Below are 17805 nucleotides of genomic sequence, written 5' to 3'. Positions count from 1 at the left end.
TATCTATTTTTAACATTAAAAGTATCATAACATGAAAATCAAATCACTAATGACAATGGCAGTAATGGCAATTGTTCCGGCGTTGGGCATGGCTCAGACGCCTCTTAAATCGGGAATCCATCAGGAAGACCTCGACCGTTCGGTGCGCCCGGGCGACAGTTTCTATCAGTTCGCTTGTGGAGGATGGATGAAGAACAACCCGCTTCCCGCAGCTTATTCTCGCTTCGGCAGCTTTGACAGATTGGCGCAAGATAACAATGTGCGCATCAATAACATCCTGACAGATTTGCTGAAAGGTACTTACAAGCAGGGGTCTGTAGAGCAGAAGCTCAGCGATTTCTATAAGTTAGCAATGGATTCCGTGCGCAGAAATAAAGAAGGAGTCGCCCCCGTGATGCCTCTTATCAGGGCATTGGAAGCGGCTAAAACACCGGCAGCTTTGCAGGCGATACAGTTGAAATATGCAGCTTTCGGCTATGGATTCCCTGCAGGTATAGGCTTCGGAGCCGACGAGAAAAACGCTAAGATGAACATATTGAACGTTTACCAAGGCGGACTCACCCTCGGACTGAAAGAATATTACCTTGATACCGATAGTGCTACAACCGCCATCCGCGAGGCTTATAAGAAGCATATTGTGCGCATGTTCCGGCTTTTCGGTTTCAAAGATGCCGTGGCACAGAAACGCATGCAGGATATTCTCAAAGTGGAAACGGCATTGGCTAAAGTGAGCAAGAGCCGTACCGAATTGCGCGATGTGGAGGCCAACTACAACAAAATGACCCTCAAAGATTTTGAAACGAAATATCCCCACTTGCAATTACGGAAACTGCTGAATGCCGAGGGCGTGAAGACGGAATACTTTCAGGAGATGGTCGTAGGCCAACCGTCGTTCCTCGCAGGAGCCGACAAGGTGTTCGCACATATTACTGCCGATGAGCTGCGTGCCTGCATGGAACTCGATGTCATATTAGGTGCAGCCAATTACCTGAGCGACGATGTGGTGGCTGCCAACTTCGACTTCTTCGGGAAAACAATGTCTGGCCGTAAAGAGAACCATCCGCTGTGGAAGCGCGCCACCGCACAAGTAGAAGGCCAGATGGGCGAGGCACTCGGCGAAATATATGTGAAGCGTTACTTCCCCGCCGAAGCAAAAGCCCGCATGGAAACGCTGGTGAAGAATTTGCAAACCGCTCTTGCCGGACGCATCAAGGCACAGACGTGGATGAGTGATGAAACGAAAGCAAACGCACTCGACAAGTTGGCTACATTCTACGTGAAAATAGGCTATCCCGATAAGTGGAAAGATATGTCGGGGTTGGTTATCGACCCGAAGAAATCGTATTACGAGAACGTGCAGAACTGCCGCCTGTTCTGGGATAAATGGGACATCGACTACCGCGCAGGCAAGCCCGTTGACAAAGACGAATGGGGTATGACACCGCAGACGGTGAATGCCTACTATAACCCCACGACCAATGAAATCTGTTTCCCCGCAGGCATCTTGCAAGTGCCCTTCTTCGACATGACGGCCGATGATGCTTTCAATTACGGTGCTATCGGAGTTGTTATCGGACATGAGATGACCCACGGCTTCGATGACCAAGGTCGCCACTACGACAAAGACGGAAACATGACCGATTGGTGGACGGAGAGCGACGGCAAGAACTTTACCGACCGTACCGGTAAGTATGCAGACTTCTTCTCTGCCATCAAGGTGTTGCCCGATTTAAATGCCAACGGTCAGCTCACGCTGGGCGAAAATCTGGCCGACCATGGTGGTCTTCAAGTGGCTTTCAATGCCTTTAAAAATGCTACGAAAAACAAACCGCTTCCCACTATAGATGGCTTTACTCCCGAGCAACGCTTCTTCCTCGCCTATGCAGGCGTGTGGGCTGCCAATATCACCGAGAAGGAGATACGTAATCGCACGAAGAGCGACCCCCACTCATTGGGCAAATGGCGCGTAGACGGCGCACTGCCGCATATCGATATGTGGTACGATGCTTTCGGCATCAAAGAGGGCGATAAAATGTTTATCCCCAAAGAGCAACGCCTCTCGTTGTGGTAATCCCATACATACTTATAAAAGCAACCGGCACGCATCAAAATGATGCGTGCCGGTCTGTTATATTAGGTATCGCGAGTTCGGGATAAGGATATTGGAAACTGTCGCCTCATTCCTTTGGCAGGCCGGACAACTACTTTGCAGGAGTTACGCCCTTGCCTATATTCTATCACCTCTCCGATATCCTCTCCCGCAAAACTTGTCAGCCTTATAGATAAAGTGATTGATAATAAGTTGTTTACATACAGGCTCTCGTCTGCTTTTCAAAGGCCTCGGCGAGCGAGCCGTTTTCTGCTCACCAGCAAACTTTTTTTCGCTCACCAGCAAACTTTTTTCTGCTCACCAGCAAACTTTTTTCTGCTCACCAGCAGAATTTCTTTTGCTCACCAGCAGAAGATGGGATGCTCACAGGCAACTTTAACCCCACTCGGGCACAGCATTACGCGTCGCGCATCTGCCTTAGCAATTCTTTCTGTCGGTCGGATAAGTGTTGGGGCAATGTGATTTGATACGTGATGATAAGATCGCCGAAAGTTCCGTCTCCGCGGTTCAATCCCTTCCCCCTCAGTCTTACTTTCGTGTTGTTCTGAGTTTCCGGTTTCACCTTTAGCTTCACCTTTGAGCCGTCGTTGAGACCTAAAATGATGTCTCCGCCTAACATCGCCGTATAGAAGTCGATGTTGACCGAACTCTCGACATCTCCCGAAGACCGTTGTGTACTGCGTTTAGTTCTTGCTCCCCGTCGGCCGCCGCCAAAGAGTTGTTCAAAGAAATCGCTGACACCACCGCCTCCGCTGAAGGCTCCGAAATCAAAGCCGCCGAATGATGAGCCGTCGGAAGTCCCCCATTGATAGGTTCCACCGCCTGCGCCCGCCGCATTATAGGCATCAGCGTTGCGCCATTGCTCTCCGTATTGGTCGTACTTTTTTCGCTTTTCTTCATCGCCGATCACCTCGTATGCCTCGTTCAAGGCTTGAAATTTAGCCTTTGCCTTGGGGTCATCGGGGTGTAAATCGGGATGAAATTGTTTGGCTCTTTTTAAGTAAGCCTTCTTCACGTCTTTTTGTGCAATGCTCTTATCTACACCCAGTATTTTGTAATAGTCTATAAATGCCATAATTGATGTCTCCTTTTTTATTCATCAAAATAACAAAATCCATGCCCGACGGAGATTCATGTCGTATTATGTCAGTGTGTGTGAGTCGAAATAGTGTTGTACCGTTTCTTTATTGCTTTCTGAAATGGGAATCATGTGTTCGCCAAAGACAATGCGGAAGCGGTCGATGAGTCTTGCTTTTGGCATGTGTACGATATAGGAGCGGTGTGTGCGCATGAACTCGGGCTGGGGGAGGAATTCTTCGAGCCTTTTCATGTTCATGAGACTCATCACAGGGGTAGGGCTATTTTCGAGGTAGATTCTTACATAGTCTTTCACACCTTCGATGAAAAGGATATCGTCTAATTTGATTTGCACCAATTTGTAGTCGCTTTTCACGTACATGAAGCGGTCGTTGAGGCTCATCTCATTTTGGGTAGCAGCCTCGAACCATTCGAGTGCTTTAGAGGCCGATGCGAAGAACTCTTCATAACTGATGGGCTTGAGCAGATAGTCGAGAGCATTTACTTTGTATCCTTCCACGGCATATTGACTGAAAGCGGTGGTAAAGATAACCTTTGTATCTTTGGAAAAGATTTTCGCAAACTCCAAACCGCTCAGTTCGGGCATCTGGATGTCGAGAAACACCAAATCAATATGATTGGTGCGAATTTCTTTCATGGCAGAAACGGCACTATTGTAGGAACCGATGAGATGGAGGAAAGGTGTTTTGCGGGCATAACTCGCCAATAAGTCGGCAGCTAAAGGCTCGTCGTCAATGATTGCGCAGTTTAGTATCATAGATAATAATTTTTGATTGGTAACAATTTCGTTCTTGGTCTATCTCTTTTTTCCACTCATAACTTCCGGGGTATGAAAGGTCGAGACGGCGTTGCACCTGTAGCAATCCTATGCCATGGCCACTGTGGTCTTGTTCGGTCTTTGGGTGATAGGAATTCTCAATATCGCAGATGATGTGGGTGGTGTCGGCGATGATTTTCACCTTGATATAGCTGTGTTCGGTGGAGCTGACCCCGTGTTTGAACGCATTTTCTATGAGTGAGATAAAGATAAGGGGGGCTACTTGCAACGAACAAGGGTTGGGAATCTTGATTTCTTCGGTGATATCAACGGTTGAGGAGAGCCTGATTTTCATGAGATTGATGTAATTATGGAGAAACTCGACCTCGTTTCTCAGATTCACGAGCTGTTGCTGATTGTCGTAAAGAATGTGGCGGAGCATCTTGCCTAATTGCATGATGGCACTCTGTGCCTTGTCCGTATCGAAAGCTGCAAGGGCGTAGATGTTGTTCAATGTGTTGAGCAGGAAATGAGGATTAATTTGCCAACGCAGGGCTTTCAGTTCAGCATCAGCCCTTGCGGCTTCGGCCTCTTTCCTGGCCAGCTCAGCCATCTTCAGACGTTGATACATGATGATGGAATTCGCAATGGCCGCAGCTACAGACAAGCTGAAAACGTCTCTGACAAACATGATATAAATGTTTTTCATGTTATCGTCAGACTCAAGGCGTATGATGTGGTGTTTCATCATTCTTTCTTTCTTGCTTAACTGTCGGCCGTATTCATTACACTGTCCGAGGATAGCCGCCATGGCCACCACGAGACAGGCGTTTACGATCCAGAACGTACGCTTGTCACCATGCTGATTGATGTATTGAGGAGCAAGCCAAAGGTAATTGACGTAGAAAACAAAAATCATAGCCAGCGGCCATATACTGCGTATCAGATAGCCGGAAAGCGTCATATTGTCGTTGGGGTCGCTGAAGACCAATGGCATGAGAAATAAGACAATCCATACAATTGCTTGCAGCAACAGCCATTCGCGTCTTAGCAGTCGTTTACTCATTCTTTGTCTCCTTCCCTTTTTCTTATTCGTATCTGATGGCTTCTATCTGGCCTGCCTGTGCTACTTTCTTAGCCGGATATAACCGAAGAATAACGCTGTGAGCGAATGGTAAAGTCGTCCCCATTCGCTTCAGACATATAACACGAGGTCATCTTTGTCCATACCCATGGAGCTATAACCTTAATTCTTGAGTATCCCGCTCTGATAGAATTTCAGCAAGTTAATATTGAGTATAGCCAAGTATTTGCTTTGCAACTCGTTCTGTTGTGCTGTCAGGAGATGGGTCTTACCTGTCATGAGTTCTACAATATTCTTCAGTCCCAGCCTAAATTGTTCGCTCAATAGCTTGTAGCTTTCGGTCTGCCCTGCTACACTTACCATGGCTGCTTTCAGTTTATTCTGGTTGTTGACGGCTTCCAGCCAATAATTCTCGATTGTGGCATAGAGTATGGTTTCCTTGTCTTTTAGGTCTAATAGACTTGTTTGGTATGACAAGCGGGCTTTATTGATGGCCGTCTTGGCCGCGCGATTATCAAAAATGGGTACACTGACAGTTACTCCCGCCGAGGCATCGAAGTTGGTTTTCAGTTGAGTTCCCCAGCTTTTAGAATTGATGGAAGTGGTGTTCGTGACAAAGCCAGCTGCCAAGCCGATCGTTGGTAGTTGCTGGCCTTTTGCGATTTTGATATTCACGTTGCTGCTTTCTATTGCCAGCTGGGCACTTTTTATCTCAGGTCGCAGTTCCAGTGCCTTAGTATAGACATCGTTCAGCGACGGGATTTCCTGCAATGCCATCTCATCGGTCGTAGTAGGGATAGCCACTTCAAAGGGCTCGTCGCTTGTGATTTGGAGCAGTTGTTTCAACTGTCTTTTATAGTTTCTCAGATTACTTTCAGCTGCCACGATATTATATTCGTCTTGTGCCCGCTGTGCTGTAAGTTGTGCTACATCGGCCTTGCTCATCTTTCCCACGCGGAACATGGATTGTCCACGTTCTTCGTTCAGCTTGCTTGTTTCAAGACTTTGCCGATTAACATTGATGGCTTCAGCCGAATAGAGTATCTGGACGTAGAGTTGGGCTATTTGTTCCTGTATGGTGCTTGCTGTGGTTGCAGAGTCTAAGGCAGCCTGTTGCACTGCAAGTTGGTTGGCTTTGATGGTGTTTTTGTTGCGATTTCCGTTCCACACCGTCCAATTGGCATTTACGTTATAACTGCCGTTGTAGTACACCTTGTCTACACTCGAACCATTAGCTATGGTTGAATGTCCGCTTTCCGGCCACGGACGATAGGCGATGTTGTGCGACGTATTGAAGTTTAAAGAAGGCAACAGGGCAGCTTTAGATTGCCACATATCTTCCTGTGTCGACAATTTCTGAAGACTGCTTTTCTTAATTTTGATATTGTTTTCGAGGGCATAATGGATGCAATCTTCCAATGTCCATTGCTTTTGTGCGCTACAGTGAAGCATGCCGCAACATAGCAAGGCAAGTAGTGCAAACTGTCTTAAACGTTTCTCTTTCATGGGTTTTGTCGTTTTGTTCAGTAGGTGAAATGATGATACTTTATGGATATAAACGAAACTTGGCAAAAGAATATTGCCTGATGAATAACCTCTTATTGCGAGAGACGGATGGTTACGTCTTATCGCAGTTCGTGCAATCTTGCAATATATTTGCCTAAGATATCGAACTCAATATTGACTGTAGAACCTATCGCGATGTCGCAGAAGTTGGTATGCTCCTTCGTGTAAGGTATGATGGCTACCTGAAAGCTGTTGGCCGTGGGGCGACAAACCGTGAGCGAAACGCCGTTTACTGTTACGCTGCCTTTGTCCACGGTGAAGTAACCACGCTGTGTCATTTCCGGGTCTTCGTGATACGTAAAGGTGAAATAAGTGCTGCCGTCTGCATCCTGTATGGCTGTGCATTGAGCTGTCAGGTCTACGTGGCCTTGCACGATATGTCCGTCTAAACGTCCGTTCATGAGCATCGAACGTTCTATGTTCACTTTATCGCCCACTTTCAGCAGGCCAAGGTTTGTGCGGCGCAGGGTCTCGAGCATCGCCGTTACGGTGTAGGTGTTATCCTCCAACCGCACCACAGTCAGGCATACGCCGTTGTGGGCAATGCTTTGGTCTATCTTCAGCTCGTCGGTAAAAGGGCAGCTGAGTGTAAAGTCGATATTTTCTTTGTCTTTCTCAATGGATATTACAGTGGCAAAGCTTTCTACTATTCCGGAAAACATAAGCAGTGGTTTTTATCTTTTATTTGTTTATATGGACGAGAACGGTTCGTAAACCAAAAGAGACAGGCTCACCCTGTCTCTCTATTGTAAGAGGTCGTACCGATGATGTGATGAAAACTCCGAGTCATATAAGATTTGAGAGCTCTCCGCCTTTGTAATCCACCGGCTTTTCAGCTTACCGCTTATGTGGTATGTGGCCCGCCATTGACAAGAGAAGTCATCTCGGTTTTTCGATTTTAATTGATGAGTATCCCAATCGAATCGATACGACCTGTATCTCTCTTTTGTTATTGCAAAGATATTGTTTTCTTTATAACTGTGCAAATATTTTGAAGCAATAATTGTTGAAGCGGAGTCAAACATTGTCGTTCGTAGAGTCCGACAGCAAATGCAAAGAAATATTTTCGCTCTATTTTCCGCGGTATTTAGCGTTTCCTCGCCACTCCCTTAACGCGAATTCGAGATAAAGATAGGGGGACGATAAGCCCACACGCGGATGCACGTCACGACAACAGGCGGGAGGCTTGCCCGGCTGGTGCAAACGCTAAACCGAAAGGAAAGTTAAATGCTCAACATGAGCAAACGCTAAACCGAAAGGAAAGTTAAATGCTCAACATGAGCAAACGCCAAACCGTAAGGAAAGTTAAATGCTCAACATGAGCAAACGTCAAACCGTAAGGAAAGTTAAATGCTCAACATGAGCAAACGTCAAATCGAAAGGAAAGTTAAATGCTCAACATGAGCAAACGCCAAACCGAAAGGAAAGTTAAATGCTCAACATGAGCAAATGCCAAACCAAAAGGAAAGTTAAATGCCCGGCTGGGGCAAGTATCAGAACAGATTCGGGGGCTTTGGCAAGAGGTCTTTATCTCGAACTAATGTTCCCTTACTAATCGGCCACGGGCAGACGGTGCCCCGCAGTGTTTCTCATGGATTCAAGGCTGCCAAAGAGAGGAAGAGAACAGACAATAAACGCGATGGACGGCCGTTTATATACCGATGAAAAAACGGGAAAAGCGCAACAGCTATTTACATATACTGAAATACACCGGCATGTTTGGCGGTGTACAGGGAGTGAACATCCTCGTGGGGGTGGTGCGTAATAAGTTGGTGGCCATGATTCTCGGTCCGCAGGGCATGGGGCTTATCTCGCTCTTCAATTCCACGATAGCACTGGTTTCCGATTCCACAGGCTTGGGATTGGGCATGAGTGCGGTGAAACGTCTGTCTGAATCGTTTGCTACGGGCGATACACCGGAAATGGAACGTTCTGTTCGTGTCATCCGCTCGTGGAGCCTGTTGGCCGGACTGTTCGGCATGTTCGTATGCGTCGTATTAAGTCCGCTTTTAGACCGTTTCACTTTCAGTTGGGGCGACCATACGCTTCATTTCATGCTACTTTCGCCCATTATTCCCCTACTTGCCGTGACAAACGGTGAATTGGCCATACTGAAGGCTACGCGACAGTTGCGGGCGTTGGCCAAACAGTCTGTTGGCACGGTGCTACTTGCGCTCCTGCTCACTGTGCCTCTATACGAGCAGTTCGGCGAGGCCGCCATTGTACCCTCCTTGGTGTTGATGGCCGCGATACAGCTATTCTTATCCATCGTTTATTCGTATCGGCTCTATCCGCTTCGACTTTCTCTCCGACGGGAGACGTTGGGGGCTGGACTGCCGATGGTGAAGCTCGGCGTAGCTTTCGTCGTGGCCGGCACGATGACCAGCGGTGCAGAGTTCGTTATCCGCAGCTTCCTCAACCACGAAGGTGCACTCGACACCGTAGGACTCTACAATGCGGGATTCATGCTGACCACCACTTATGTGTCGATGATATTCGTGGCGATGGAGACCGACTACTTTCCGCGCCTCTCTTCCGTGGCAACCCATACGTTTACGATGAACCAGACGGTGAACCGGCAGATAGAAGTCTCGCTGCTGTTTGCCGCACCCTTGATAGCCTTGTTCATGATAACGTTGCCGTGGCTCGTGCCTTTGTTGTACAGCGGACGCTTCACACCGGCCGTCGGCATGGCGCAGGTGTCGCTCCTCGGCATGTATATGCGAGCGGTCAGACTGCCGGTAGAGTACATCTCGCTGGCTAAGGGCGACTCCCGCAGTTTCCTCGTCTTGGAAAGCGTATATGCCCTACTCATCGTGGGCTTTGCCCTCCCGTTTTTCCGTCTGTGGGGACTGTGGGGGACGGGATTGGCGCTGGCCGTCGTAGGTTTGCTTCACTATCTTGTCGTTTTCATCTATATGTATCGCCGACATGGCTACCGTGTGTCTGCCTCCGTGCGGCTTTACATGATGCTGCAATTGCCGCTCGGTCTGCTCACATTCGGCATTACGCTTCTCGACAATCCATTTCTGTATGGGTCGCTCGGCGTGTTGTCCGTGGCAGTCAGCGCGATGATTTCCATTAAGATTCTGAAATCGAAAACCGGCGGTCTACGTGGTCTGCCGGATAAGCGAGGTACACATTCATAAAGAAGATAGAAAGAAAAAAGCCGACAGTTGCTTGCTTGTTTGAAATATTTGTTACCTTTGCGTTTGTATTTTTAGGTGTTATGGGACTGATTATCGCAGCAATTTTACTCTTGGGTTACATCTTGATAGTAACCGAACGACAGACAAACATCAACAAGGCCGCCATAGCCATGTTTGCCGGCACGGTGGGATGGGTGCTCTATATCTGTTACGGCACGGACTTCGTGATGAGTCAGCACCAACGGGAATATACCGATTTTCTCGGCGGAGCTGTTCCCACGAGCATCGCAGTGAAAGAATATATCGCTCATAATATCTTCTTGAAATACGTGGGTAAGGCAGCAGAGATAGTCTTGTTTCTCTTGGCCACCATGACCATCGTAGAGATACTCAACAACAACGGCTGTTTCGACTTTATCCGTGCTTGGGTGCGCACCCGCAAGAGTCGTAAGTTCCTGTGGCTCTTTTCTGTTATCACCTTTCTGCTTTCCGCCAATCTTGACAACCTCACTACGACCGTGATGATGCTCACCATCATGCACGACATGATACCCAACCGCAGACAACGTATGCTCTACGGCAGTGCGGTGGTCATCGCAGCCAATTGTGGTGGTGCATTCACCGTAATCGGCGACCCCGCAGGCCTCGTATTGTGGAATATGGGAGCCGTAACAGCCACCGATTACTCTTTGTCTTTGCTCTTGCCGTGTCTCATCGCATGGGCATTGCCTACTTGGTGGTTGGGGCGTTATTTGCCCGAACGTGTGGAAATGGAAGGTGTCGCGATGCCTTACCGTGGCGATGATACCAACCTGAACGTATGGCAACGTATCCTGATGCTCATCGTGGGCATCGGCGGCTTATGGTTTATCCCCACGTTTCATAACATCACGAAACTCAGCCCTTTCCTTGGCGCATTGTGCGTCTTGTCGATTTTGTGGATTGTCAATGAGGTGGTCAACCGCAAATTGATGAACGTAGACCAGATGATACATCGCCGTGTGCCGCGCGTCTTGCAGTATGGTGTCATCCAGATGATGCTGTTTGTGATGGGCGTGATGCTCGCCCTTGGCGTGGTCAATGAGACGGGTGCGCTTAGTTGGATGGCGCGACAGATAGCCGAGCATGTAGACAGCATCTGGGTCGAAGGCATCGGCACCGGATTCGTAAGCATCGTATTAGATAATTTCGCGACCGCCATGAGCATGTTCTCCCTCCACGATGTGGTAGAGCCGGTGCATCAGTCTTCTTTCTCCGATTCCGAATACTACCACGCCTTTGTCTGCAACGGGGCCTATTGGAAGATGATTGCTTTCAGTGCAGCCATTGGCGGCAGCGTGCTTGCCGTCGGCTCTATGAGTGGTCTGGCGTTGATGAAAATGGAAAAGATGCACGTGGGATGGTACTTCCGCCACGTGGGCTGGATAGCATTAGCGGCATGGGCATTGGGACTCGTGGCATTATGGCTGTTGGTTTGATACAAATTGTACTGTAACATATATCATATATTCTCATGGGAAAAATAAAGACCATAGGTATCTTAACTTCGGGAGGCGACGCCCCGGGCATGAACGCCGCCATACGCGCCGTTACCCGTTCGGGCATCTGCAACGGCTTTCATATCAAAGGAATCTATCGGGGGTACGACGGATTAATCCATAACGAGATTGCCGACTTCACCACAGAAAACGTGAGCGGCATCATCATGTCGGGCGGAACCATTCTGAAGTCGGCACGCTCCCATGAATTTATGACCGTGGAAGGAAGACAGAAAGCATATGAAAACATGGTAAAGGCCGGCATCGATGCACTTGTAGTCATCGGCGGCAACGGCTCTTTGACAGGTGCCATGCTCTACGCACAAGAACACGATGTATGCTGTATCGGCCTCCCGGGAACTATAGACAACGACCTGTACGGAACCGACTCAACCATAGGCTACGATACCACACTCAATACCATTGTGGAATGCGTAGACCGCATCCGCGACACGGCACAGAGCCACGAACGCATCTTCTTCGTCGAAGTGATGGGGCGCGATGCCGGTTTCCTTGCACAAAACAGTGCCATCGCAAGTGGCGCCGAGGCAGCCATTATCCCCGAAGACTCTACCGACGTAGACCAATTAGCCCGCTTCATGGAGCGAGGCATCCGCAAATCCAAGAAGAGTTGCATCGTCATCGTGTCGGAAAGTCCCAAATGTGGTGCCCTTTACTATGCCGACCGCGTGAAGAAAGAATTCCCCGGATTCGATGTCCGCGTCTCCATCTTAGGCCATCTGCAACGCGGCGGACGCCCCTCTGCTCACGACAGAATCCTATCCGCACGCACAGGCATTGGCGCCATCGAAGCCATCATGCAAGGACAACGCAACGTCATGGTAGGCATCAGAAACAACGAAGTGGTATATGTGCCGCTAAGCGAGGCCATACGCTCAGACAAGCCTTTCGACAAAAAACTGATTAAAGTACTCGACGAATTAAGTATTTAATCCCCCATCAATCATCAGGCGGCCCATCTGTCGCTTTTTATAAAGATGACCTCTCCTCCGCCCCTTCATCATTGTTTTAAAATTATTGCTTGTCCGCAAAACATCTCTAACATAGATTCCCTTGCGGGATTGCCTTTATATAGGTAATCCCGCATTCTTTTATTTAGCATGGTTAGCACCTGTGAGAAAGATACGTGTCTTTTTTTTATCATTCTATAGATAACAGTACAGAGCAGGTTGGCAATGAGTAAAAACTGTCATCCGCCAGCGCGGATGACAGAAAAAACCTCGTTTGAATTTCATTCCCTAACTCTTATACGGAAAAGGTTTACCGGACAGTAATATTTTAAAACATTCTCCGATCGGACATTCCACCTTAACCTGCTTTTCCCTTATAACATAAATATAAAAAGATGCCTACCTCTTATGAGATAGGCATCTTTTGTACATCCTTAGGGATTCGAACCCTAGACCCACTGATTAAGAGTCAGTTGCTCTACCAACTGAGCTAAGGATGCAAGTTACAGACAAATTCCTCTGAATTTCTGATTTTCGTAGGTGCAAAGGTAGGTCTTTTCTATGAAACGAACAAACTTTTCCTTAACTTTTTTCATATGGGAAAGAATCAGTCTTATCGGGAGGTGTGGAATCCTTCTATCAGACTGTACCGACGATTCATCATACGGCGGTATATCCGGTGAATCCAAATGTTTGACGAGAGCATGAATGCTATGCTAAAAAGGATAAGAACAATATAGGCTATCGTCTCTGAGACTACAAGCTGCAATAGATTGAGAAAAAGAAGCGGAACGGTAAAGATAACAAGTTGCACGACAATCTGTATATAGTTGTTTTCCATCATTCCCTTTCCTGTGTACTTGGTATTAAGAGGAATGGTTCGTTTGTTGTAGACTGCCATTTGGAAAAGGCAGAAATAAACGGGACCGACAGCAAGAAACATAAATGTAAAGAGCATCAGTAAACTGCACTTGCCGACAAAGACAGTGGGCAACATGAACAACAGAGGGATAACCAACAGCAACGAAAAAAGATAATATTTGGCTTTCAACAGTGAGAGGATGTTTTCTCTGTGCACCATCAAGCAGTCAATATAGTTGCCCTCGTAACACATGATGCGTGTAAGCATTGTCGCTCCATAGATGACAAAATTGTACAGACACCAGAAGTTAAGCATGAAAGTGTTGTCGTAGATACCGGACAAGGAGATAATGGCACTAAACATTACGATAACGGCGTTTGCAACGAGGAACGATGTGCGCACTGCCTTGTTTCGCATGATACTTTTTATTTCCAACTTCATGTATTCGCCGATTTCTCCGTATCTATCAAACAACGACAGACGGAACACGCGTGCTGCCTTTGCTGTCTCCTGACGTTGCACTTCAGAGAGCACAAGGCGAAGCTGTATCTTTCTATTGACATAAATCGTGAATGCTAACAAGGCGGATAATATCAGCCATGCAAGCCAATGCCCACGACAGATAGAGGTACCGAAAGATGCGTAGAAGTGCAATAATCGCTCTATGGAGACGTGTCGGCCTAAGAACAGAGGAGCATAAACCAAGACATAAACGGCAATGGGCAAAAACCACCATAGGAGGTGTTTGCGAGTAAGCGCACGCACGATGGCGTACCATTGGTTGCAGATTAAAACAACGATATACAGACCGAGAAGGAAACAGAACGTGATGCCTAAACCCTCGCTAAACAAGACAGAAATAATAGCGTATGGAAGAAATATGGTAAACCAAATCAGATTGGTGTAAGACCCGAGCGAGGCAAAGATGAAGCAATCGATACATATGTACTTTGAGATAGGCAACAGGATATAAGGTTTGATGAGTTGCGAAGGTGTCTGTTGCCTAATAAGGCGTATCAGAAAATCAATGGAAAGGATAAAAGGCAGGAAACCAAACATTAATTCATAGGCGGTGATGGTTCTGGATTCCTGTGCCGCAAGAGCAAGTAGAACAGAGATAAATATGAAATAGCAAAGCAGAAAGGATTGGAAGATCCAAACCAAGATTTTTGCTGTTCTGTTTTCCTCAAACGTCAGATTTCGCTTATCATAGAGCTTGCGGTGATGAAGGATTATCCGCAAGAGTTGAAAATAGCTTGTAGAAAGTTTCATGAGTTATCGCAGGTCTATCACTTCGAGTTTCGGAAACTCTTTGGCATTGAACTTGAATTTAGCATCGCTCAGGTTGGCTGTTTTAAAGTTTTTGATATCAATGGTTATCCATCCACTTGCCTGTCTCATCTTCACCTGCGTAGGACGATACTTGGCATCAACCGTGATGTACAGTTCTTGTAAACCTTGCTTCTTGTTTTGTGCAAGGAGGTGAACCATATATCCTTTACCCTTTGTCTTACTTGTCAGGTTATAACCGTTTCGATACAATCGAATAAATGTATAAGGATTCATGGCCTGTTGTTGTGCTGCATTCGGCGAACTTACGTTCACTTCATCGCCGCCTTTGAGATAAGTCCACTGCGTCTTCCCGTCAAACCAAACAATAGTTTTAGTCGTTTGTACATAAAAACGATTGCCTTTGATAGCAATGGTGCCCTGCTGCTTACCCAGCTTTCCACCCGATAGAGTGAATGAAGCCGTAGCTCCTCCTTTGTTTCCTACAACAGCGGAAGTACGGTCAAGTATCTTTCGGGCGTTGTTATTACCTTGCGCTATCATGGTTGCAGCAACCAGCAAAAGCAACATGGAGATAAGAAAAAGTCTTTTCATTACTTATTTACCTTATAAAAAAGTATCTAACCTCTAAGAGAGGCCAGTAGTTTCTCAAGAGAACTATCGTCTGTTATCAACACATCTCGCGGTTTACTGCCTTGCGCTATACCTACAATACCGGCTTTCTCCAATTGATCCATTAAGCGTCCTGCCCTGTTATAACCAATAGAAAAGCGACGCTGTATCATACTTGTACTACCTTGCTGACTGATAACTATGGCGTGAGCAGCTTCTTCAAAAAGAGGGTCGAGGTAATGAAGGTCTGCACTTTGACTACCGGAAGTACCTCCATCCTCTGAAACAGGTTCGGGAAGTTCCATAGGCTGAATGGGACCCGGCTGTTGCGAAATATAGGCATTGATCTTCTCTACTTCGGGTGTATCTACGAAAGCACATTGTACACGCACCGGTTCATTGCCATTTAAGAAAAGCATGTCTCCTCTTCCTATCAGTTGATTGGCACCCGGACGGTCTAAGATGGTACGCGAGTCAATCATTGCACTTACTTTAAAAGCCATACGCCCAGGGAAATTAGCCTTTATATTACCCGTTATAATGCTTGTTGTGGGGCGCTGTGTAGCTATAACCATATGTATGCCAACAGCTCGAGCCAGCTGTGCAATACGGGCAATCGGCAGTTCTATCTCTTTGCCTGCTGTCATTATAAGATCGCCAAACTCATCAATAACCACCACAATGTAAGGCATGAAATCATGCCCCTTTGTGAGATTGAGCTGGTGGTTGATAAATTTCTGATTATATTCTTTAATGTTTCGTGCCCCTGCGAGTTTAAGGAGATCGTAGCGATGGTCCATTAATCCACACAAGCTCTTCAATGTTCTTACAACTTTCGTTACATCAGTAATGATAGGTTCTTCGTCTTCATCCGGTACTTTGGCAAGGAAAGCATTGGCAATGGGGGCATAAATACTGAATTCAACTTTCTTTGGATCAATCAAAACGAACTTTAATTCGTTGGGATGTTTCTTGTATAATAAGGAAGTAATAATTGCATTGAGCCCCACAGACTTGCCCTGACCGGTAGCACCTGCCACCAGCAGATGGGGTATCTTAGCCAAATCGACCATGTAAACCTCATTAGTAATGGTTTTACCTATGGCTATAGGTAAGTCCATAGTTGTCTCTTGAAACTTCTTAGAGTTAAGAATACTCTCCATAGAGACAATGTTCGGCTTTGCATTCGGTACTTCTATACCGATAGTACCCTTACCCGGGATGGGTGCAATAATACGTATACCAAGAGCGGAAAGACTGAGAGCAATATCATCTTCGAGGTTTCTGATACGAGAGATACGTACCCCTTCAGCCGGTGTAATTTCGTATAATGTAATTGTTGGACCAACAGTTGCTTTAATCTCCCGTATCTGCACACCGAAACTATTTAAGACCTCAATGATTCGGGTCTTGTTCTCCATAAGTTCTTCCTTATCTATATAAGGCTTACCATCATTGTCGTATTTCTTAAGAAGGTCGAGAGTAGGATACTTATAGTTTGTAAAGGGCTCTTTCGGATTGATGGGGGTATTGAGTACCTCTTCAGAGGTTACTGTCTTCCCGCTTGCCTTTTCTTCCTCTTCGGCTATGGTAACGGCCATTTCTGTTTCACTGTCTACCGGTGTAAATGGTTTTATCGCATTTTCAACATGTCCATCCAATAAAAAAGAAACGTCATCTTCAGAAGCCGGTTCATTAAAAATAACTTCATTGTCGCCATGAAATTCAACCGTCTGGGGTGCCGGATTATCAAATACTTCAGGGTCTTCCTGTGTATCAACAAGAAGTTCTTCAGATGCCGTCGCTTCTTTTTCGTGAGATTCATTGGTTACTGTGAACTTTACTTTGTTAGTAATATAGCCAATGGGATTTAGTATCTTGCGAACTACTAAAACTGTTTCTGAACTAAGATAGGTGAGGAAAGCGAGGGCAACAAAAATCAAAACGGCAGTTAGTCCAGGCGATCCAATAACATTTTCGAGATACTGCGAGCAATAAACACCATGGTCTCCGCCAGGATTAAAGACCTGATCCCCCATAAAAGGAGTAAGGAACTTGGCAAGTGTGACAGAACTCCAAACCATAACAAGCATAGTTCCAAAGAACCACTTCCAAAGATTCACCTTGTAAGCAGACATTAACTGCAAACTCGTCAGTGCAAGAAAAAGAGGAATAAAGAAAGCCGGGAATCCGAAGCAGCGAGCAATGAGGAAATAGGATATTAATGCCCCAATAGAACCACAATAATTTTTAAACTCACGTGCTTGATTTTCCAGTTCTCCCGGCCGTAAATCCAATACAAGGCTTTGGTCTGCCTGACCGGTAGAAAAGTAAGAAAAGAATGCAATAATGATATAAGCAGATATAAATAAAAGCACAATCCCCAACAGAAAATTGGCTTTTTCGTTTTCTAAAATATGCTTGATACCGAACCTTCCCGCAAGACTTTTAGACCTTGCTCCGGCTTTTTTTCTTACCATTCGTCCCACCTTTCAATAATTTATATGCAAAATTAAGGGAAAAAACTAAGAAAAGATGAGATTCCAAGAACTTTTTTCTAATTTTGCACGTTGCGTGTGAGTTCGTGATAAGGATGCTTGAGCAGTAAGTTCAGACGGGGCGACAGAGGGGAGGTTGTCCGATGCTCCGTCGACCCTCCGGAGTTCTTTCCTTGATGGGTCGCTTATCAGGGGTTCTGCTCGTTGCTCCACCCCTGCCTGAAATCCGCCGCCCCTCCGGGGCTCATGGAAATCCCACACGCGTGCAAA

Annotated in this window: 12 protein-coding genes and 1 tRNA gene; 4 read left to right on the top strand and 9 right to left on the bottom strand. The window is 46.5% G+C overall.

What is annotated here, in order from left to right:
- The first annotated feature begins 31 nt into the window (after positions 1-31).
- Positions 32-2071, top strand: coding sequence for a M13 family metallopeptidase (locus tag HMPREF0658_RS04720; RefSeq protein WP_006948987.1), 2040 nt, complete (start codon positions 32-34; stop codon positions 2069-2071).
- Between the two features lie 436 nt (positions 2072-2507).
- Here the strand turns inward: HMPREF0658_RS04720 and HMPREF0658_RS04715 are convergent, their stop codons facing one another.
- The 5 genes from HMPREF0658_RS04715 to HMPREF0658_RS04695 form a co-directional block, all read right to left on the bottom strand.
- Positions 2508-3185 carry a DnaJ domain-containing protein gene (locus tag HMPREF0658_RS04715; protein WP_006948986.1) on the bottom strand — a complete coding sequence of 226 codons (678 nt, stop codon included), beginning with the start codon at positions 3183-3185 and terminating at the stop codon, positions 2508-2510.
- Positions 3186-3251: 66 nt separating this feature from the next.
- Positions 3252-3965 carry a LytR/AlgR family response regulator transcription factor gene (locus HMPREF0658_RS04710; RefSeq protein ID WP_006948985.1) on the bottom strand — a complete coding sequence of 238 codons (714 nt, stop codon included), beginning with the start codon at positions 3963-3965 and terminating at the stop codon, positions 3252-3254.
- Positions 3940-5031: a sensor histidine kinase gene (locus HMPREF0658_RS04705; RefSeq protein WP_006948984.1), complete on the bottom strand. Its 1092-nt coding sequence runs from the start codon at positions 5029-5031 to the stop codon at positions 3940-3942. The genes HMPREF0658_RS04710 and HMPREF0658_RS04705 overlap by 26 nt, the downstream gene beginning before the upstream one ends.
- Before the next feature lie 180 nt (positions 5032-5211).
- A complete protein-coding gene (locus HMPREF0658_RS04700; RefSeq protein ID WP_006948983.1) occupies positions 5212-6555 on the bottom strand; it encodes a TolC family protein in 1344 nt (447 codons plus the stop codon).
- Between the two features lie 119 nt (positions 6556-6674).
- Positions 6675-7277, bottom strand: a complete 603-nt coding sequence (locus HMPREF0658_RS04695; RefSeq protein ID WP_006948982.1) for a riboflavin synthase — start codon at positions 7275-7277, stop codon at positions 6675-6677.
- 999 nt (positions 7278-8276) lie between these two features.
- Between HMPREF0658_RS04695 and HMPREF0658_RS04685 the strand changes: the two genes are divergently transcribed.
- From HMPREF0658_RS04685 to pfkA, 3 genes are all read left to right on the top strand, one after another.
- Positions 8277-9764, top strand: a complete 1488-nt coding sequence (locus tag HMPREF0658_RS04685; protein WP_006948980.1) for an oligosaccharide flippase family protein — start codon at positions 8277-8279, stop codon at positions 9762-9764.
- Positions 9765-9844: 80 nt separating this feature from the next.
- A complete protein-coding gene (gene nhaD, locus HMPREF0658_RS04680) occupies positions 9845-11242 on the top strand; it encodes a sodium:proton antiporter NhaD (RefSeq protein ID WP_006948979.1) in 1398 nt (465 codons plus the stop codon).
- A gap of 35 nt (positions 11243-11277) precedes the next feature.
- Positions 11278-12255: a 6-phosphofructokinase gene (gene pfkA / locus HMPREF0658_RS04675; RefSeq protein WP_006948978.1), complete on the top strand. Its 978-nt coding sequence runs from the start codon at positions 11278-11280 to the stop codon at positions 12253-12255.
- A 445-nt stretch (positions 12256-12700) separates the two neighbouring features.
- Here the strand turns inward: pfkA and HMPREF0658_RS04670 are convergent.
- From HMPREF0658_RS04670 to HMPREF0658_RS04655, 4 genes are all read right to left on the bottom strand, one after another.
- Positions 12701-12773, bottom strand: a tRNA-Lys gene (locus HMPREF0658_RS04670).
- A 113-nt stretch (positions 12774-12886) separates the two neighbouring features.
- Positions 12887-14407, bottom strand: coding sequence for a DUF5687 family protein (locus HMPREF0658_RS04665; protein ID WP_006948977.1), 1521 nt, complete (start codon positions 14405-14407; stop codon positions 12887-12889).
- 3 nt (positions 14408-14410) lie between these two features.
- The gene (gene lolA1 / locus HMPREF0658_RS04660; protein WP_006948976.1) at positions 14411-15019 is read right to left on the bottom strand and encodes an outer membrane lipoprotein periplasmic chaperone LolA1; all 609 of its coding nucleotides are present in this window, start codon (positions 15017-15019) and stop codon (positions 14411-14413) included.
- A 26-nt stretch (positions 15020-15045) separates the two neighbouring features.
- The gene (locus HMPREF0658_RS04655; RefSeq protein ID WP_006948975.1) at positions 15046-17517 is read right to left on the bottom strand and encodes an FtsK/SpoIIIE family DNA translocase; all 2472 of its coding nucleotides are present in this window, start codon (positions 17515-17517) and stop codon (positions 15046-15048) included.
- Positions 17518-17805 lie beyond the last annotated feature (288 nt).

This window comes from Hoylesella marshii DSM 16973 = JCM 13450, assembly GCF_000146675.1.
GTDB classification, from domain to species: Bacteria; Bacteroidota; Bacteroidia; order Bacteroidales; family Bacteroidaceae; genus Prevotella; species Prevotella marshii.
This window is presented reverse-complemented; position numbering and strand designations above follow the sequence as displayed.